This is a genomic window from Thiothrix eikelboomii (genome assembly GCF_900167255.1).
Classification (GTDB): domain Bacteria; phylum Pseudomonadota; class Gammaproteobacteria; order Thiotrichales; family Thiotrichaceae; genus Thiolinea; species Thiolinea eikelboomii.
The window spans coordinates 23,735-43,236 of sequence record NZ_FUYB01000011.1 but is presented as its reverse complement, the minus strand read 5'-3'; the positions used below and the strand labels follow the sequence as shown (position 1 = coordinate 43,236).

Annotated in this window: 18 protein-coding genes; 8 read left to right on the top strand and 10 right to left on the bottom strand. The window is 45.8% G+C overall.

Translation table 11 applies throughout. From position 1 onward, the window contains the following. Positions 1–104: 104 nt before the first annotated feature. From B5D50_RS11680 to B5D50_RS11650, 7 genes are all read right to left on the bottom strand, one after another. Positions 105–3,437 carry a DEAD/DEAH box helicase gene (locus tag B5D50_RS11680; protein WP_078922821.1) on the bottom strand — a complete coding sequence of 1,111 codons (3,333 nt, stop codon included), beginning with the start codon at positions 3,435–3,437 and terminating at the stop codon, positions 105–107. Between the two features lie 173 nt (positions 3,438–3,610). Next, positions 3,611–4,918: a DUF58 domain-containing protein gene (locus B5D50_RS11675; protein WP_078922820.1), complete on the bottom strand. Its 1,308-nt coding sequence runs from the start codon at positions 4,916–4,918 to the stop codon at positions 3,611–3,613. Then, positions 4,915–5,901: an AAA family ATPase gene (locus tag B5D50_RS11670; RefSeq protein WP_078922819.1), complete on the bottom strand. Its 987-nt coding sequence runs from the start codon at positions 5,899–5,901 to the stop codon at positions 4,915–4,917. The genes B5D50_RS11675 and B5D50_RS11670 overlap by 4 nt, the downstream gene beginning before the upstream one ends. Then, positions 5,898–7,079 carry a DUF4350 domain-containing protein gene (locus B5D50_RS11665; protein WP_078922818.1) on the bottom strand — a complete coding sequence of 394 codons (1,182 nt, stop codon included), beginning with the start codon at positions 7,077–7,079 and terminating at the stop codon, positions 5,898–5,900. Before B5D50_RS11665 ends, B5D50_RS11670 begins: the two co-directional genes overlap by 4 nt. After that, on the bottom strand, positions 7,076–8,635 hold the full coding sequence (locus B5D50_RS11660) for a hypothetical protein (protein WP_078922817.1): 1,560 nt from the start codon (positions 8,633–8,635) through the stop codon (positions 7,076–7,078). The genes B5D50_RS11665 and B5D50_RS11660 overlap by 4 nt, the downstream gene beginning before the upstream one ends. Beyond that, positions 8,632–9,621 carry a stage II sporulation protein M gene (locus tag B5D50_RS11655; RefSeq protein WP_078922816.1) on the bottom strand — a complete coding sequence of 330 codons (990 nt, stop codon included), beginning with the start codon at positions 9,619–9,621 and terminating at the stop codon, positions 8,632–8,634. The genes B5D50_RS11660 and B5D50_RS11655 overlap by 4 nt, the downstream gene beginning before the upstream one ends. Further along, complete coding sequence (locus B5D50_RS11650) at positions 9,618–10,301, bottom strand: RDD family protein (protein ID WP_078922815.1); 684 nt, start codon at positions 10,299–10,301, stop codon at positions 9,618–9,620. Before B5D50_RS11650 ends, B5D50_RS11655 begins: the two co-directional genes overlap by 4 nt. 141 nt (positions 10,302–10,442) lie before the next feature. Between B5D50_RS11650 and B5D50_RS11645 the strand changes: the two genes are divergently transcribed. Continuing rightward, positions 10,443–11,810 carry a leucyl aminopeptidase family protein gene (locus B5D50_RS11645; RefSeq protein WP_078922814.1) on the top strand — a complete coding sequence of 456 codons (1,368 nt, stop codon included), beginning with the start codon at positions 10,443–10,445 and terminating at the stop codon, positions 11,808–11,810. A 51-nt stretch (positions 11,811–11,861) separates the two neighbouring features. Here the strand turns inward: B5D50_RS11645 and B5D50_RS11640 are convergent, their stop codons facing one another. Both B5D50_RS11640 and ypfJ read right to left on the bottom strand, forming a co-directional pair. Continuing rightward, positions 11,862–12,086, bottom strand: coding sequence for a hypothetical protein (locus B5D50_RS11640; protein WP_078922813.1), 225 nt, complete (start codon positions 12,084–12,086; stop codon positions 11,862–11,864). 33 nt (positions 12,087–12,119) lie between these two features. Further along, entirely contained in the window at positions 12,120–12,962 is an 843-nt protein-coding gene (ypfJ, locus tag B5D50_RS11635) for a KPN_02809 family neutral zinc metallopeptidase (protein ID WP_078922812.1), read from the bottom strand. A gap of 124 nt (positions 12,963–13,086) precedes the next feature. Here ypfJ and B5D50_RS11630 point away from each other — a divergent pair, with 124 nt between their 5' ends. The 5 genes from B5D50_RS11630 to rpoS all read left to right on the top strand — a co-directional run bounded on the left by B5D50_RS11630 (position 13,087) and on the right by rpoS (position 16,443). Beyond that, the gene (locus B5D50_RS11630; protein WP_078922811.1) at positions 13,087–13,722 is read left to right on the top strand and encodes an RNA polymerase sigma factor; all 636 of its coding nucleotides are present in this window, start codon (positions 13,087–13,089) and stop codon (positions 13,720–13,722) included. Beyond that, the gene (locus B5D50_RS11625) at positions 13,722–14,123 is read left to right on the top strand and encodes a DUF3619 family protein (RefSeq protein WP_078922810.1); all 402 of its coding nucleotides are present in this window, start codon (positions 13,722–13,724) and stop codon (positions 14,121–14,123) included. The genes B5D50_RS11630 and B5D50_RS11625 overlap by 1 nt, the downstream gene beginning before the upstream one ends. A 24-nt stretch (positions 14,124–14,147) precedes the next feature. Next, positions 14,148–14,369: a hypothetical protein gene (locus B5D50_RS11620; RefSeq protein WP_143594346.1), complete on the top strand. Its 222-nt coding sequence runs from the start codon at positions 14,148–14,150 to the stop codon at positions 14,367–14,369. Then, complete coding sequence (locus B5D50_RS11615; RefSeq protein WP_078922808.1) at positions 14,366–14,824, top strand: DUF3106 domain-containing protein; 459 nt, start codon at positions 14,366–14,368, stop codon at positions 14,822–14,824. Before B5D50_RS11620 ends, B5D50_RS11615 begins: the two co-directional genes overlap by 4 nt. A gap of 608 nt (positions 14,825–15,432) precedes the next feature. Next, positions 15,433–16,443 carry an RNA polymerase sigma factor RpoS gene (gene rpoS, locus B5D50_RS11610; protein WP_078922807.1) on the top strand — a complete coding sequence of 337 codons (1,011 nt, stop codon included), beginning with the start codon at positions 15,433–15,435 and terminating at the stop codon, positions 16,441–16,443. A 24-nt stretch (positions 16,444–16,467) separates the two neighbouring features. Here the strand turns inward: rpoS and B5D50_RS11605 are convergent, their stop codons facing one another. After that, a complete protein-coding gene (locus B5D50_RS11605; protein ID WP_078922806.1) occupies positions 16,468–16,836 on the bottom strand; it encodes an Mth938-like domain-containing protein in 369 nt (122 codons plus the stop codon). Positions 16,837–16,943: 107 nt separating this feature from the next. Between B5D50_RS11605 and alaC the strand changes: the two genes are divergently transcribed. Next, on the top strand, positions 16,944–18,140 hold the full coding sequence (gene alaC, locus B5D50_RS11600; RefSeq protein WP_078922889.1) for an alanine transaminase: 1,197 nt from the start codon (positions 16,944–16,946) through the stop codon (positions 18,138–18,140). 42 nt (positions 18,141–18,182) lie between these two features. Next, the gene (locus tag B5D50_RS11595; protein WP_078922805.1) at positions 18,183–19,493 is read left to right on the top strand and encodes a homoserine dehydrogenase; all 1,311 of its coding nucleotides are present in this window, start codon (positions 18,183–18,185) and stop codon (positions 19,491–19,493) included. Positions 19,494–19,502 lie beyond the last annotated feature (9 nt).

Genomic DNA, 19,502 nt, shown 5'->3' with positions numbered 1-19,502 from the left:
GAAGAATCGTTCAAAGTGTAGAAAAGATGTTTGTAAAGTACGCAAATTACCTACTAAGATAAGAAAAAAAACGACAAGCGGTAAGGATTTTAAAATACTGTGGTTTATGACAGGCTCAGTGGCTTTAATAAATCCAATAAATCATCTTGGTTAAAACCTGCCTCTGCTTGATTGATGCCGGTATACACGCCCTCTGCGAGTGATTGTTTGCGTTCTTGCAGTTTAAGAATTTTTTCCTCAACCGTCTCTTCAGTGAGTAGCTTATAGACAAAGACCGGCTTATCTTGACCAATCCGATAAGCACGATCGGTGGCTTGTTGTTCGACCGCTGGATTCCACCAAGGATCGTAGTGGATGACGGTATCAGCAGCGGTTAGGTTCAAACCTGTACCCCCCGCTTTTAAGCTAATTAAAAATACTTGAGCCTCGCCTTCTTGGAAAGCACGAATGGCAGCTTCGCGATCACGAGTTTGCCCCGTCAGCTTGCTGAAGCGGATCTTATTGTTTACCAACTCCTGTTCAATCAGTTCTAACATAGAGGTGAATTGTGAGAATAAGAGCACTTTACGGCCTTCATCTAGCATTTCTACCAGCATTTCCATGAGCATCTCAAGCTTGGCCGAAGCTTTAATACCTTGGGCGCTCTCTAGCTTTAAAAGGCGAGGATCACAGCAGACTTGGCGCAGTTTAAGTAAGGCATCCAATAGCATGATTTGGCTACGGGCAAAGCCTTTTTGATTGATTTCTTCCCGCAGCTTTTTATCCATCGCTAAGCGCACGCTTTCATATAAATCACGCTGCACCCCCTCTAAAGCAACTGTGCGGATGATTTCAGTTTTAGGCGGCAATTCTTTGGCAACATGCTCTTTGGTACGGCGTAGCATGAAAGGTTGTAGGCGCTTGCGTAATTGTGACTGGCGATCTAGATCACCATGCTTTTCGATCGGCACACGAAATAACCGTCCAAAGCGGTCGTGGGTACCTAAAAAGCCGGGCATTAAAAAGCGAAACATTGACCACAGTTCACCGAGATGATTTTCCATCGGAGTACCTGTCAAACATAAACGATGGCGGGCATTGAGTTCATAAATGACTTGAGTGGTTTTGGCTTTAGCGTTTTTGATGGCTTGGGCTTCATCCAAAATTAAATAATGAAACTCATGCTGGCGATAAAACTCTTCATCACGGAGCACTAAGGCATACGTGGTAAGTACCAGATCATAATCTTTGAGCTGCTCAAAATAGTGCTCGCGCTCAGGGCCATGTAGCGTTAATACTTTGAGTGTGGGGGTAAATTTCTCAGCTTCTCGCCGCCAGTTACTCATTAAACTCGTCGGAGCAATTACTAAACTAGGTCGATCTGCGCGACCTGCTTCCTTTTCAATTAACAGATGAGACAAGGCCTGTAGGGTTTTACCCAAGCCCATATCATCGGCTAGGATACCGTTGAACTGATACTCCCGTAAAAATTGCAGCCAGTTTAAGCCTTCATATTGATAAGGACGTAGCTCAGCTTGTAAGTTTTGCGGTAGCTCAACCGGCTTGATGCCTTGAAAATGGATCAGTTGTTTACTGAGTGAGCGTAGGGCATCTGCCCCTTTCCATGTCAAATGCGGATCATTCAACAGCTCAGTTAAGCCTAAGCCCTGAACCTGATGTAGTAACAAGTTGCCATTAGCATTTAAGGGGGCATGGTCATGTAATTCAATCAGCGTATCGAGAATTTTGCTCAGGCGTTGTGAATCGAGTTTCACCCAATGCTTATCATCTAAAGGGATCAACAGATAAGGTTGGTCGAGCAGGAGTTTTTTCAGTGCTTGCGGATCTTGCATCTGCGCAATCATATCCACCAGAATCGGCAGTAGATTGATCCGTTTCCCCTCGACAACAAAGCCTAAACTGATTTCAAACCAATTTTCGCCACTACGTGCCAACTCGGCTTCCCAGTCATCCACCGTGGCAAACTCTAGGGTGAAGTTATCGGCATACTCAATTTCCCAGCCATCCAGCTCTAAATCCGCTAAGCCTTGTTCCAGCAGGTAATTCCAGCGTAAAGCTTGTAGGCTCGGATTGTCGCTAGGAACACGCAATTCCAATTGATTTTGCTCAGTCCCTTCAAAACCCAGTTCTTGCAATTGTGCTAAAGCGGCTTGTTCAAACTCAAGGTCGCGCTGAATTCGATAGCGAATCTGTTCTTTACGGACAGTTTGGATTCGCTGAGTACTGTAGTTACTGAGTTGATGATCACCGTATTTGAAACTTAAGCGCAGGCGATGTTGGCCAAAACTCGTGGTTTGCTGCTCGGGAAGGTAAAGCAATAAATGTGCAATTGGTCGAGGTTCGGTGACTTCAATCAGCTGCGGGTTCATGCTGGCATCCGGTAAGGGAAGGTCAGCTTCGGGTAAAATATCCAATAAGCGCTGACTGACTTGATGCGCTTCTTTAGCTGGAATAGGCGGTGCGTTTAAGAGTTTGAGCACTTGTTCAGCTGTGAGGGTACCAAGTTCTAATATCCCAACTTCACCGCGTATTTGGTCAATATAATAGAGTTGCTCTAGCCAGAAGTAGTCCTGAATCGGTGGTGTTGTGCGATAGCGAATTTGGCTATGATTCGCTTTTTCTTCCCAATAAATATCTAAATGACGAGCTGCGCCCGCTTTTAAAGGGGGATGTTCGGTCGTTTTCCAAAAGGCGCGCCCCGTTTTTAATAGCATTTCTAAGGCAATCAGGCCTACACGACCTTTTAGTTCGAGTGAGCGCGAACTCGAACTATAGTAGTTCATGTGGGGAACAATCAGTTGGCTAATATGGCCATCAATTTCTTGATAGTGAAAGCTATGATTTTTCCAAGCATAAACCAAGTCCTCTAATTGTACTTGATAAGCTTGTCCATACCCCCCTCTTTTTAAACGAGTGGCTTTGCGTGGATTCAGCTCAACCCGATTACTGAGTTTATTTTTTTGCTCCAAGAGGTAAATCAGATCCATCCGTGCTGAGTCTGTAGATTCCTCGATGGAGGGGTCTTCGGCTGAGCGCAATGAGGTATTCAAATCCGCTAGCCAAAGCTGAATAGCGGTCGGCTCTTCGATTTTTTCAGTGAGGGTTTTGGGCGCAGTTTGAATACGATCCCCCACGTATTGAAGGAGAGTTGCAACGGCATGTTTACATTGATGCCCGACCGGGCAAGTACAATTGCTGAGGACTTGATGCTTATTGAGGTCGAGTAAAACATCCGTGCTGTATTTGCTATTGCCTAAGACCAGACCTTTTAAGCGGACTTCGGTTAAGCTGGTAAACTCACTGGTTAGCTCAATCACGCGCTTCGTTTCAAAATAATGCACCCCCCGTTGAATGGTGGTGGCATCGAAGCTAACCAGTACGATTTCGGGAGGGAATCCGTGTTGGCGTAAGGCCCGTATATGTTCAGGTCTTAGCATATAGCTGTGCTGTTACCCAGTTCAAAAACGGCAATATTTCCATTCATAGCTAAGATAGACAAGCAGGCCTCACGGTTTAACTGGGTGAATGTTTACATGGATTTTTTTAAAAACGCCACTAAGGATTGTATATAAAATCGCTCAGGGGCGGCAAATAGTATGAATTATATCGACTATAAAACGCCACTACGCTTAATTTCTAAATAGCGATTAATCAATTGTGATGATAACTCAGTTGGAGGTACATCCAAGCATAAAGTTCCAGTAGCACGGACTCGCTCTAGGGTTTGTTGGCGTAAATGTAAATAGTGTTGGATTGCAGCTTGCTCAATAGCCACTTCTAAATGACCGACCGTTGGCTCTAAAGCTAGGTCAAGTGCTTGTTCCCGCATGCTTGCAAGCAGTAAGAGATGGCGCTTTCTGAGTAAATTGAGCGCTGGTAGTAAATCGTCAGTATCTTCATCCCGTAAATTGCTGATTAGAATCACTAAAGCTCGCTTCTTATGACGAATTAAGAGTTGGGAGGCCGCTTGGCTATAATCAGGTGCTTGCAAACTTGGCTGCAAATCATACAGCGTATTAAGAATTTGATTTAAACTCAGCTGACCTTTTTTAGCAGGCAACCAACGCTCAGTACCCCCAAAAGTGGCTAGGCCGACGGCATCGCCTTGTTTGAGAGCGACATAAGCCATTAATAAGACTGCATTTAAGGTGTGATCGAAATGTGATAGCTCACCATCCTTGGCTTGCATCCGATGCCCGCAGTCAATCAGAAAGATAATATCTTGATCGCGTTCATCTTGATATTCTCGTGAAATGGCTTTATGCATACGGGCGCTAGCTTTCCAATCAATTTGTCTTAAACTGTCACCGGCACGATATTCACGCAATTGATGAAAGTCTTGTCCCTCGCCCCGTCGTTGCCGCTTCATAATCCCTAAGTGACTCAAGTGATGATCGGTGGCTAATAAAGCATATTGAGCCAAGGCCGCGAAATTAGGATAAATCCTTACCTCAGCTTCGACCGCTAAGGAATGATCATGCCACCACAATTGCCAAGGCGAGAGCACTCGTACTTGAATCCTCGGGAAACTCGCTTTGCCACGCTCTACCGGCCGGATGCTATAGCTCGGCTCAGCATACTCTCCAACGGGCAGACTCAATTTTAAGGGTAAACCCTGTACTTGGATTGATGGTGGATAATGATCATAAATCATCACCGTCAGTGCTTGAGTATGCGTATGGCGAACTCGTAAGCGTAGATTACGTTGAATACCCACTGGCAGTGAATTAGGTAGGAAACGCTCAATCGTTAAATCATGCTTGCGTAAAGCGAATAGGCCATCTACTAACCACCCGATGAAACTGAGGCCTAATAGCCCATACCAAAGCCCTAACCACCTTGGAAAGAAACTGACGAAAATAGCTAAGGCTAAATGCGTGGCGATTAAATAAAAACTGCGGCGGGCAGGCAAAATCATTGGCGCGGTGCTTCCGTTTTTTCGAGCACAGCCTTTAAGACATGATCAGTGTTATAGCCTTCCAATTCCATTTCAGGGGCTAAGGATACCCGATGACGCAAAACAGGCAGTGCAATCTGTTTAATATCATCGGGGTGAACGAAATCACGCCCTTCTAATAAAGCTTGCGCACGGGCGGCGCGTATGAGTGCAATACTACCACGCGGACCGGCACCAAAGCGTAGGCCTTGACCTTGGCGAGTGGCTTGAGTAATCCGCGCTGCATACTCAACTACTGCCTGATCAACAGCAATCTGGGCAGTCACCTGCTGCATGGCTGAAACAGCCTCAGGCGTGACCACCGCCTGCAATTGATCCAGTTGAAAGCGATCACCGATTTGCTGATTAGTGACAGCATTGATCATGGCAATTTCTTCTTCAAGGCTGGGGTAGCCAATATAAATTTTTAATAAGAAACGGTCGAGTTGGGCTTCTGGTAAGGGATAAGTCCCCTCTTGCTCAAGTGGGTTTTGAGTGGCCAGCGTCATAAAGGGTAAAGGGACTGGATAGGCGAGGCCTTCAATCGTCACTTGTTGCTCTTGCATTACTTCCAATAAGGCCGATTGAGTTTTGGCCGGAGCGCGATTAATTTCATCTGCCAGTAACAGATGGGTAAATACCGGACCTTTACGCACATCAAAGCGTTGATTATGCATATCAAATAATACATGGCCACTAATATCAGCCGGCATTAAATCGGGCGTGAACTGAATACGGGCAAATTGCCCAGCTATCGTTTTTGCCAAAGCACGGACTAATAAGGTTTTCCCTAAACCGGGTACACCTTCGATCAAAACATGTCCGCCCGCTAATAAAGCAATTAAGGTTTCACGAATCACCGCATGCTGACCAATTAAGGCTTTGGCAATTTCGGTATGAATTTGCTCAGCTAAACGGCTGGCTTGCTCCAGACTCAAGCGCGGAGTGGGCACAGTTGCATTCATAGTGTTTTCCTTAGCGAATTAGCAAGTTGCACCAAACGAATAAAATCAGCCTCAGAGAGCTTAGGTGCAGTGAGTAAGGGATGCAGGGAGGCGGCATGCTCAGGCTTTAGCTGCAAGTAGTGAGCCAGTTGCTCAGTTTGCTGTTGAGCATCTAACCATTGCCAGCCCGGAATACGGGTACGGGCAGCTTGTCGGATTGCATAGCGTGTCGCTTCCAATAATTGGGTTTGACCTTGGGCTTGGCGTTGCCACATGAATTGTCCACTGGCTTTAATATGCTCTAGAATACGCCGCCGCTCTGGGGCTGGTTCAGGAATAAAAGCCCCAAATCGGGGCATCAATGCCCAAAAAATAGCGACTAATAATAAGGCTGAACTCAGTAATACCGGCCAAGCATAGTGCCTTAATAGGGTGCTGAGGCCGGGTAAAGTATCATGATTGACCAACCAAACTTGTTTGAACTGCGGGCTATGGCTATGCAAAAGCCACCAAAAGAATTCGGCATGCTGAGCGATATCAATTTGATGATTTTCTGCAAATTCTAAGCTTGCCGCTAAGCTGATCAAACCTTGCCCGTGGGGAATTTGCAGTAGAAAATTTTTCTGGGCAGCTTGATAAGCTTGAGCGGCTGGGTTTTTCGTGACCAGTTCATTGAAGTAATCAATTTCAAGCTTGAGTGCGTGAGGTTGCTGGGGTAGTTGCAATGTAAAGGGGAGCTGATCATCAGTAAGCAATTGGTGCTCGCCGATTTCAACCTGCAAAGCTTGTTGAAGTAGATCTCGCTGCTCGGTTTTGGTTGATTGAGTATCGGCTTCAGCGGCTTCGGCTTCTTCTTCAGTGGCATAATCAACCCGTGCTCGCGTCACCAAATGTCCACCGGCTGCAACCCAAGCTAAAAGCTTTTGAAGCTTTTCAGGTGACAGCGTGTAGCGACCCGTATCAAGCACAATCACTGTCTCGGTATCCGGCAGCTTAGTGAGGCCATCTTCGCGGCTAGCGGGAATGCCCATCCGCTTGAGAAATAGGCGCGCTGCAAACAGATCATTGCTACTGGCCTCACCCCGATAACCGGTATAACTGTCTATTTCTTTAAGTTCGTAGTTTTGTAAAAACCACAGGCAACCGACAATAAAGATCACCCCCGCCAATAAACCGATGATTAGATTTTGCCCTTTCATGGGGCGACCTCAGAGCTAGCTAGCTCTACGCGAGGGGTTTGGAAGGCAGGCCAACCTTCAAACAAGGGTAAAAGTTCACGGGTTTCAGGGATTCGGTGTGCATAGGCAATCCTCTGCCAAAGCTGAGTCAGCGTGCGCAGATAAGCATAGCGCTCAGGCGCAGTCGCCGATTTAGCCAGCTTGAGGATGTCTCCCTCTGTATGGCTGGTATGAATGGCTAACTGCTCTTGATGGGTTAAAATCACTAAAGCGCCTCGGTATAATAAGCTAAGTGCTTCGCGTGCCTGACCGGCTTCCCATAAGCGGCGAGCTGTACCTGCAATATCCTCTGGCAAAGATTCTGGACGAAGGTCTAAGCCAAATAAAACTTCTGGTGCAGGGGCGCGTTTGGTAGGTTGGCGTAAGGGGGATAAGAGCGCGAAGATTTTCTGCCGATAGATCAATGCTAAAATAAACGCAAGGAACGCGCCAATCCACAATAAAGTTTTGAAGATACTAGCCACTAACTGAATCAAACCTTCAGGCAATTGATTTTCTTCTTCCTGCTTAGCGGTTTTATCTTTGGGTATCCAAGTACTGATTTTACGGCGACTATTTAATTCCTCTAATTGCATCACTTCGTTAATTTTGGCAGTCGCTTGTTCCGCAGGGAGGCGTTCTGCGGCTAATACTTCATGAGCTTCAGTCTTCGTCAGCGTTTGTGCATTCACGGGAGGCGTTAAACTGAGTATGAGTCCGCTAGTGACTAAAATAATCAGTAGGCTAGCAAGACCTGAATGATTTACTTTCGTTAAACCCGCTAAGCGTTCACCTAAATTGCGAAAAGCGATTTCAAGATCCCAAGCCTCTAGCTGAGTGCGGCGATTGATATAAAGCATGAAGCCAGCAGCGACATAAAAAGGCTCAATAGCTAAAATAGTTAAAATTAAAAATACAAAGTCTAATAAAGAGCGCCAATACTGGGTATCCATCTCTAATTCACCCCGAAATAGGCTTTTAATATGCTCCCAAGTTGCACCGCTAGGATCAAATATCAGAATCAGCATATATAAGGAAAATAAGACGATCCATTCTAAATGCACACAAGCAATCGTCAGCCAAACTGCATTGCTATGTCCTTGTAAATAAATCAATTCCTGACGTTTTCTACGCGCTTGACCACTAAGGCCTTCTAATTGCCAAATGGCTAAATTATAGCTGCGCGAAAATGAAAAACGCCGATAACTCAGTGCACTCCATAAACCTGTATGACGAATGAGCTGGGGTAGGGCTGAAAAAGCTTCAGCTGTGGTCGTTGTTTGGTTAAACAGTTGTCGACTCAGGCTATGCAACAGTAGGCGATCATAGAGGGGTTTAAGCCACCAAATAATCAAGCTAGCAACCCATAAATAAGCTTCAGGTAAGATGAGCCAAACAGGAATGGCAATCAAAATAACTAATAAAGTATAAGGGATAATTAGAGCGCGCCAATGTTGCTGTACGAGAGAAAAACCTAAATCAATGGCCTCCCAATGCGAGCGTTGCCGGACTTGAATACTTAAGTCAGTTAATTTCATGCCTGCTGCTCACGACCTACGCGCAGAAAATATAAAATGACTAAGATCCAAAGACCCATACCTACCAAGTATTTAACGAGTGGGGGAATAATCGCTTGTGAAGACCAAAAAGCTTCGACAAAAGCAGCCATGAAAAACAATAAAGCGGCAGCGTAAACAATTTGAATAGCAATACGGCTATTATCAAGCAAAGCCAAACGACGTGATTTGCGCCCAGGTAAGACTAAAGCTTCAGCTAGCTTTAAACCGGCCGCCCCTGATAACACAATTGCAGTTAGTTCAAACGCACTATGTCCGGCTACAAAGCTCCAGAAAGTTTCTATATAGCCAATCTCAGTTAAATGCCCAGCAATCGCGCCAATGACTAAGCCGTTATACAATAAGAAAAATAGAGTACCTAAACCAAATGCTAAACCCCCTGCAAAAGTTTGGAAGCCGATGCCTGTATTATTACGAATATAAAAGCCAAACATCAGCATATCGCTATCCGCTTCCCGTTCACGCCCAAACCGAGAACGGTTATTTGGATCATACATTTCTTCCATCAGAGCAACTTGCTGACCATCAATCACCGAATAAACCAATTCAGGTTGCAGTTGAATCGCAATGATCATACTGATCAGACTGCCAAAGAATAACGCAATTGCGAGGTAAACCAGCTTAGATTCTTGGCGAACTAATTGAGGTAAGCCACGTAAAAAGAAATCAACCGTGCGATACCAAAAATGCATCCGGCTTGAATACAACTGATTATGTCCTCGCACCACTAATTGATTTAAGCGTTCAATCAGTAACGGACTGTACATACGTGATTGCGCTAAGGCTAAATGATGGCACAGATGACGATAATCGGCTGGAAAATCGAGTTGCGGTTCTTCAGTATGGCGTTTAGCTCGTTCCTTAGCGGGCAATTGTTGAAAATCGAGCCAAGCTTCCAGCTGATGCCATAAAGCTTCATTAGTTTGCACGAAGGTGGATTGTTTCATTCGTGTTTTCCTATCAGCCAACTGGCGATATTACGTAAATGTGCCGCAGGATCAGTTTTATGCGTGACTAAGCTTTCAGTGAGTATAGCTAACTCTTGTTGGCGCTCGGCGGTTAAGGTGCTTTGCCGTTGTGCAAATAGGATTAGGGCTTGTTGTTCAGGTAAAGCAAGGGCAACATTGGCAGGCTCTGGGCTGGCTGAAAACTCCCGATGACTCAGAACCGGTAGGCTTTTATGCAGCACCACCGTATTGGCCGCTAAATCCCCAAGGCGTTGAAAGCGTTTAGTTAGCAAGCAGCTGGCTAAGCCAAAACCATAAAAAAAAGGCAGGAAATCAACCACCCGTAATAGATTCCTAACCACTGAGGCGGCTGGTGAAATCGGGCTAGCATCTAATTGTGCTACATAAATATTAAGTAAGCGTTTACCCGGGGTTTGGCCTTGAGAGCGTAACTCAAACCAAACGGGATAAAACCACTCTAATAAAAAAATCAAAATCATCGCCAAACCAATACCTAGGCTGCCCATGAAGGCTAAGAGGATAATGATTAATAAACTGACTCCAGCACGAATTGATAAATCCACCAGCCAAGCCAAGGTGCGGACAACAGGTCCTGCAGGCGAAAGCTCTAAAGCGATGCCTTCCGGTGTGTTGACTGTATAAGTAGTATCCAATCGCATGATGAGTTCTTGTCAGTACCAGAGTGCTAGTTTTGAGCAAATGCCTTATGCTTGTAAATTCTTTAGCCAAAGCATGAAGTCAGGCTGCTGGCTTGTCAATCACAACACGATAAACTTCATAACAAGTAGAGACGTATAGCTATGTTCACTTATGAGAAAACGGCTACTGCCATTCCTATTCGCTTAGTCACTGAAACAAGTTTAGTCGATATTAAAGCGGGTATTTATGAGTCTGGGCGGAATTGGCTCACAGTCCAAGGCTATCGTGGCAAACCCCATCAATTATGCCTAGTTCCTGATGGGGCCGGGCGCTTAGCACAAGTTTTTTATGGCTTGAATGAGACGGAAAGCCTGTTATGGGCTTTGGCTGGCTTGCCCTTGCAATTACCTACGGGTGAATATTATCTCGAGGGTGATTGGAATGATGAAGATCGCCTACAAATGTTAGTGGGATGGGGGTTGGGGACTTATCACTTTGACCAATTCCGTAGCAGTGAAGAGTCGTCTAAGCCACTGATTTATGTCAGCCAAGCGGCAGCACGGATTAATGCTCTGGTCGAAGCGATCAGTTTAGTCCGTAATCTGATTAATATGCCAGCCAATCACTTGATGCCACAAGATTTAGAGCAGGTCGCTCGCCGCCTCGCTGAAATGCATGATGCTGAGGTGGAGGTAATAACAGGGCATGCTTTGTTGAAAGAAAATTTCCCCTGTATTCATGCAGTTGGGCGAGCTAGTGCGCATGCACCCCGTTTAATTGAATTGAACTGGGGTAATCAAGACGATCCTTTAGTGAGTTTAATTGGCAAAGGGGTCTGTTTCGATACCGGTGGCTTGGATTTGAAACCTTCTGCGAATATGCGTCTGATGAAAAAGGATATGGGGGGGGCTGCGCATGTTTTGGGTTTGGCTAAACTGATTATGCAATTAGAATTACCGATCTGTTTGCAAGTGCTGATTCCGGCTGTCGATAATGCCATTAGTGGTGATGCTTTTCGCCCCGGTGATGTGATTCATACGCGCTTAGGGAAAACCGTCGAGATTGATAATACCGATGCAGAAGGGCGTTTAATTCTCTGTGATGCGCTGGCTTATGCTGCCGAAAGCGAGCCTGATTTAATGATTGATTTTGCAACCCTGACAGGAGCAGCACGGATTGCAATGGGTACGGAAATTCCGGCTTTCTTTACGAATGACCGTGCCTTAATGCAAAAACTGCAGGCGGCCTCAACGGTCAGTAATGAGTTGATTTGGAATCTGCCCTTACATAAGCCTTATTTAGAAAAATTACGTAGTAATATAGCTGATTTGAGTAATAGTGGCGATAGTTATGGTGGGGCAATTACCGCTGCTTTGTTTTTAAATGAATTTGTGCCAGCGCGCACTCCTTGGGCGCATTTTGATGTGATGGCGTGGAATTTGCGTGCTCGCCCTGGTCGTCCGATTGGCGGTGAGGCGATGGGTTTGCTGGCTGTATTTAAGTATTTAGAGATGAGTTTTGCAGAGTAGTGTTCAGACTGAGCTGCTAGCTTCTCACTTTGAGAGGCTAGTATTTGTTTGTTAATAATTAGCCGCTTCCAGAATACGTTTACCTAGCTCTAGATGTTGTTCGGTATCCCACAGTATGCGCGAGCCATAGCCTATTTTATTAATATCTTCAATAAGATTATTTACTTGAGGGTGTTGGGTATCAATCTGAAAATCAAGATCGCTGCGAGTTGTATCAGGCCTAATCTTTAGGATCTTTTCCGATTTGTATTCAGGGCAAGTGCTTGAATAGGCCACTTGCCCCGAGCTTAAATGAAAAGCGAGAGTAGATTAGCGAATACTCGCAAACGTATCACAACGCTTCATATCGCCATATTGTAAGCCTGTCTTGAACCATTTCACTCGCTGCTCAGAAGTACCATGCGTAAAGGCATCGGGATTAATCCGCCGCCCGGACATACGTTGCAAGCGATCATCACCGATAGACGCTGCTGCTTGTAAGCCCTCTTCAATATCACCTGCCTCGAGGGTATTAAAATTTTTCTGCGCATGATGCGCCCAGACACCCGCATAGCAGTCTGCTTGTAGCTCTAAGAGAACCGAGAGGGCATTGGCATCGCTCTCGCTTACTTGAGATTGTAAACGGCTGACTTGATTGGAAGTACCGAGTTGATTTTGTACATGGTGAGCAATTTCATGACCAATCACATACGCACGGGCAAAGTCACCGGGTGCACCTAAGCGGCGTAACTCATGGAAAAAGCTCAAATCAATATAAACTTTTTGATCCGCAGGGCAGTAAAACGGACCACTCGCCGCAGAGGCATAGCCACAGGCAGAGTCTATTTGTTCGCTGAACAGCACTAAACGGGGTTCTTGATAAGTTTTACCGGCGGCTTGAAACATCGGCCCCCAAACATCCTCGGTTTGAGCAACCACCGCAGCGATAAAGTCGGCATCTTCTTGTTGTTCGGGGGTGGGTTCTTGCACAGTCATCGTCGTGGCGGTTAAGTTACTGCCCGCCATTCCTAGCAGTTGCATGGTGTCAGCTCCCATCAGCCAAGCAATGATCAACATGAGAATTAAGCCGACTCCGCCCACTTTGGCCGGAGCACCCATTCCGGTGCGTCTATCTTCGATATTGCTACTGCGTCTGCCAGATTTCCAGCGCATACTTACTCTCCTAAAGCGGGTTTTGAGGAACTTTTGCTAAAGAATTCTTTCACAGAAATAACTTAAACACTACTAGTGTCAACGTTTGGTGTGGTAAACCGTTATCAAGGATGAACCAAGCAATATGTTAGTACAAGGAATTCAACCACAAGGGCTCGTTTCTGGCGACAAGATAGCAAGCTTAAGCGACTCTTTGGGGCGTAAGGAGGCAAAGGAGCAGAGTCTGAGCTCACCTATTTCAATCAATCACTTTTTAGCAAGTGTAGAAAAGCGGGCCTTTATTACTGCTCGATTAGCCACCCAAAATGAAGATGATGCCCTCGATATTGTGCAAGATGCGATGTTAGGTCTAGTCCAACATTATAGCGAACATCCTGCCGTGGAATGGGGCGCTCTTTTTCATAGTGTGCTGCATAGTAAAATTAATGATTGGCATCGGCGACGGCAAGTTCGGCAGCGTTGGCGGGTATTTTTTCATGATTCAGCTGAAGCTGAAGAGCTACCAGAGCCGGATGAACTCGTTGCCCAAACACAATTCTTAGAGCCTGATCGACAACTACAAAATGACGAGCTCAGTCAACGCTTGGTGGAGTTGATTGGACAGCTCCCCCTACGCCAACAACAAGCGTTAGTGTTGCGCGCTTGGGAGGGGTATGACATTGCGGAAACTGCAAAGATCATGGGCTGCTCCGAGGGGAGTGTGAAGACACATCTAGCTCGTGCGATACGGCAGATGCGCGATTATTTGGGAGATAATTAATGGATAACAGGCGGGAGGCGGAATGGCAGAAGGCACTAGAACAGGGTCTAAACCGTGAAGCTGATGAGTTAAGTTTAGCGATACAAGCTCGTCTGCAGCAAGCACGCCAGCAAGCCTTGCTGGAATTAAATACTCAGTCTCTCGCTAAAGTAAAACGGAATTGGCTAGCGAGTTTAATGGGTAGGGTGGAGGCTAAACCCAGTGCAGTCTTAGCCGGCTTGGTAGGGGCGATGGTGCTAACGGTGGGTGTACAAGTGGCGATGAATCATTGGGCTGATCAAAGTTTAACTAATGCTGAGGCAATGCCCAATAATTCTGCAGATGTGCTAATGTCTAATGAAGACATTGAGTTCTTAGAAAATATGGACATTTATGAATGGCTAGCTGCTGAATACAGTTAAGCCATTGAGCTTAGGGAGCGCATCATGTTAAGGAAAGGATTCCTACTGCTTAGCTGCACAGTGGTGTTAAGCTTATTCCCCGTTTATGCCGATGAGTCTGCTGATGATTTAACCGCTATGTTGGAGTGGTGGGATAATTATGGCCGTTATTGGAGCGAATTAGATAATCCTGATTCAGGTAATGACACGATGATGTTCTCCTTGTTAGAGGGAGGACAGGTGCCACCCAAGGAAACGATCCAATGAGTGCACGCAAGCGTTTAATAGTCGGACTGTTAATCTATGGCTGGTTCACCCTGAGTTGGGCCGGCAGTCTCAGTTGGACGAGTTTGAGCACCCAAGAGCAAGCGGTTTTAAAAGAGTTTGAAGCTGAATGGCCTAATTACCCGACGGCTAAACAAGAAGCTTTAAAGCGTTGGGCGGGTTTACCGGCGAGTCAACGGGCGCAAATTCGCTCTCAATACACGCAATGGAATAGCTTACCTCCTGCCCGCCGCAGTTCACTGCAGCGTAAATTAGAGTATTACCGTAGTTTGCCCGTGCAAAAACGGGAAAAAATTAAAAAATGGCGTAATTGGATTAAAGGTTTGCCGCTGATGGAGCAACAAAAGTTACGTGAACAGTGGTCACAGCTTAATAATGGTGAGCGCAAACAATACATCCAAGAGCTCGCTAAAAAATACGGCGCAGCACCACTTTAACTGCTTCTGAAGGCGAGGGATTGCTGGTTTTCTAGGTAGCCCAGCAAGCTCTTAGCCGCTTATCGCTAGGAATTGTCTAATCCTCGGAATTAAGCTTGGTTTATTCTTGCTCTTCACCAATAATCACAGCTGGGTATTTATTAGGCTGTTGTTTATTGTCCTATGAGTCATGCTATCGGACTCTTTTGAAAATAATGTATGAGTCAATCGCAAGCGGGCTTAAGCTATCAGTCAGGGCTGATTTTTTAAGAAAATAGTCCTCCACACTTAGGCCGAGCGAGCTTTATGCCTAGCAGTGCTTCTGTGCAGATGCTGCAGTGTACGCTGATTTTGCCCAAATTTCCGATAAGTGGTTAAGTCTATTCAGCTTATATTCAGATTAAATTTTTAGCTATTTTGAGCTTATTTAGTTTTTTATCATAAAAATCAATATTTTAGTTTTTTGTTAAGTTTTCGTTAAGGTCTTTAAATCTGGGTAGGATTGTGCTAATTTGCAGAAAAATAATAATGAGTGTTTAAGCTTAGGTGTTGACTGAGGGAGTCAGAAGGTGCGTTGACAACGCAATATAGCTTGTTGGTCTGATACAACCCCACAGAGGAGTGATGCAATGCATAGCCTACAGACTCATTCCAACTCAGAGGAAGAAAACTTTGCTTTGGGTGAGGACGAAAGCATTGAGCTTGAAGAGCTTGATGAGTTAAATGATGAGTCAGAAGATTTGCTAAGTATCGACAGTTCCGAAGTACTAGCTGAACCCCATGTGGAACGTGCTAGTTCGTCAACAGAACGTGATGCTGCCCAGCTTTATCTACGTGAAATTGAATTTTCACCTTTATTAACACCCGAGGAGGAAATTCATTACGGACGCCTAGCCAGATCTGGTGATGAGCTAGGTCGGAAGAAAATGATAACCTGCAATTTGCGTTTGGTTGTCAAAATTGCGCGCCGTTATTTAGGGCGTGGTTTGTCTTTACCTGACCTGATTGAAGAGGGCAATCTTGGCCTGATTCATGCGGTCGAAAAGTTTGATCCTGAACGGGGTTTCCGTTTTTCTACTTATGCTACTTGGTGGATTCGCCAAAATATCGAGCGCGCCTTGATGAACCAAACTCGCACGATTCGCTTGCCGATTCATGTGAATAAGGAACTCAATGCTTATATGCGTAAATTGCGGGAAATGACTCAGCAATTAGGGCGTGAGCCTAGCTTGCCGGAAATGGCTGAGGCTTTAGGGCGTCCCATTGATAGTTTACGTAAATTATTAAGTTTTAATGAGCATGTTTCTTCTTTGGATACACCGGTGGGTAAAGACGGTGATAGCCCCTTAGTGGATTTTGTACCGATGGAAGAAGAACGTGAACCTGCTGCTGTCTTAGAAGATGAAGACATTAGTCATTCGGTAGAAAACTGGATTAATCAGTTGGATACTAAACAAAAAGATGTGATAGTGCGCCGCTTTGGCTTACATGGCTACGAACGTTCTACCTTAGAACAAGTCGGAGAAGAGTTAGGTTTGACCCGTGAGCGCGTGCGTCAAATTCAGATGGATGCCTTAAAGCGTCTACGGCGAATTTTAGAAAATAAAGGTTTATCTAGCGAAAGCTTATTAGGGATTTAAACCCATTCAGTCGCCACCCTATTTCTATGGAAATAGGGCAACGGCAACTGGGCGATTTTCAGAAAGTAAAATAGTATAAGTACGACAGGCTGCATCCGTGGTCATGATTTCAAAACCTATGCCGTGCTCCACTAATGCTTGATAAATAGCACCAGACGCTAAACAGGTGGCATCACTGCGACCTAGTAAAATCAGCTCACTCTTAAGTGCGAACAAAGGTTCTAATTGTTCTGGAGTTAAGCTTTCAAAGCTTTTAGCTTCCCAATCTTTAATGAGAGTTTGCGCGCTCACGATGAAGGGAGAACGTAAACTTTCGTTTTGGATTTGTACCCAACCCTCGCCATAAGCTTGAATCCTATAAGTGGCTTGAGGTTTATCTTCAGTAAACTGCATCCTAGACTCCACCGTGGCAGCATTGACAGAACTGCATGGTCAATTGTAATGTGACCGGCTGCAAATGGCCCCAGCAATGGGTAGTATTCATAGACGGGTTCAATATCGTGCAAGACGATTTTCAACGTATAAACCGCTTACCGACTTACGTATTCAAGATTACAGACGCCTTGAAGCGCGAAGCGCGCGCACGTGGTGAGGATATTATTGATTTTGGCATGGGAAATCCAGACCAGCCAACCCCCAAACATATTGTCGATAAGTTGGTGGAAAGCGCCCAGCGCCCTGATACGCATCGTTATTCGATGTCACGGGGGGTGCCACGCTTACGCAAGGCAATTAGCAATTGGTATAAGCGGCGCTTTGATGTGGACATTGATCCAGAAACCGAGGCCATTGTCACCATCGGTTCTAAAGAAGGGCTGGCCCATTTAGCACTGGCCACTTTAAGCCGGGGTGATACCGTGTTAGTGCCAAATCCGGCTTATCCGATTCATCCGTATGGTAGTATTATTGCCGATGCGGATATTCGTCATGTGCCGATGATTGACGGAGTGGATTTTTTTGCTGAATTAGAAGCTGCGATTAAAAATTCATGGCCTAAGCCAAAGATGCTGATTATCAATTTCCCCGGTAATCCAACGGGGCAATGTGTGGAACTCGACTTTTTTGAGCGAGTGATTGCCATTGCTAAAGAACATGATATTTGGGTGATTCATGATATTGCGTATGGTGAGATTTGCTTTGATGGCTATCAAGCGCCGTCTATTTTGCAAATCCCGGGCGCTAAAGAGATTGCCGTCGAATTTTATTCACTTTCTAAAACCTACAATATGCCAGGGTGGCGTGTCGGTTTTATGTGCGGCAATCCGACTTTAGTTAAAGCATTGGAGCGGATGAAATCTTATCTCGATTATGGCATGTTCGCACCGATTCAAATTGCTGCGATTGCGGCTTTAGATGGTCCACAAGATTGTGTCGATGAGATTCGGCGGATGTATGAAGCAAGGCGGAATGTCTTATGTGACGGTTTAAATGCAGCGGGTTGGCCGGTTGAGCGTCCAAAAGCGAGTATGTTTGTGTGGGCGAAAATTCCTGAGCGTCATCAGGCAATGGGTTCGTTGGAGTTTGCGAAAAAACTCTTAAATGATGCCCATGTCGCGGTTTCCCCTGGGATTGGCTTTGGGCAATATGGCGATGATCATGTCCGCTTTAGTTTGATTGAAAATGAGCATCGCACCCGTCAAGCGCTTCGCGGGATCAAGCAAATGTTCCGTCAGGACGAGTTAAACAGTCCGGCGTAATTATAAACAAAACAGTTAGAGTTTTAGAGTTAAGGAGTACACATGAAACCTGTCAAGGTGGGTTTGTTAGGGCTGGGCACCGTCGGTGGTGGTACTGCAACGGTTTTATCACGCAATGCTGAGGAGATTGCCCGTCGTGCTGGGCGCGGTATCGTGATTGATTTCGCTGCTGCCCTCGATACCAGTCATGCCGCCCAACTCGGCTTATCGGGTGTGCGTCTGAGTAATAACGCGATGGATGTGGTGGAAGATCCCGACATTGAAATCGTAGTTGAGTTGATTGGTGGTTATAATCTAGCCAAAGATTTGGTTCTGCAAGCGATCAATAATGGCAAGCATGTGGTCACGGCGAATAAAGCCCTGATTGCTTTACATGGCAATGAAATCTTTGCAGCCGCTCAGAAACAAGGGGTCATTGTTGCCTTTGAAGCAGCAGTGGCGGGCGGGATTCCTGTGATTAAAGCAGTGCGTGAAGGTTTAGCCGCGAATCGTATTGAATGGTTGGCGGGGATTATTAATGGGACCAGCAATTTCATTCTGACCGAAATGCGTGATAAAGGTCGTAGCTTCGCAGATGTTTTAGCTGAGGCTCAAGTCTTAGGTTATGCTGAGGCTAATCCAACCTTTGATGTCGAAGGGATTGATGCGGCTCATAAATTGACGATCCTGTCCTCGATTGCTTTTGGTGTACCTTTACAGTTTAACGAAACTTATGTGGAAGGAATTTCCAAAATCACCCCTGAAGATGTGAGTTATGCGGCTGATCTTGGCTATCGGATTAAGTTATTAGGGATTGCGCGGCGGACTGAGCAAGGTATTGAGCAGCGAGTGCATCCGACTTTGATTCCACGTAAGCAACTGATCGCTAGCGTCGATGGCGTGATGAATTGTGTGATGGTGCAAGGCGATGCCGTGGGGTCAACCTTGTATTATGGGCGTGGTGCAGGTGCAGAGCCGACCGGCTCAGCGGTAGTGGCGGATATTATTGATGTGGTGCGGGCGATGACTTCGGACCCGAATAATCGGGTGCCGCATTTAGCCTTCCAAGCGAGTACTTTAGCCGATACACCGATTCTACCGATCACTGAAGTGGAAACCGCCTTCTATTTACGGATGCGTGCGGTGGATAAACCCGGCGTGTTGGCTGATGTGACCCGTATTTTAGGGGATCGCTCCATTAGTATCGAAGCTTTCTTGCAGAAAGAGCCTGCGAAGGCTGGTTCTGAAGTGGACATCATTATGCTCACCCAGCGAGTCCGTCAAGGCAATATGGATGAGGCGATTGCGGCTATTGAGCAACTCGATAGCATTTGCGGTGCAGTCACCCGTTTGCGTGTGGAAACCCTGAATTAAGCTCATTAA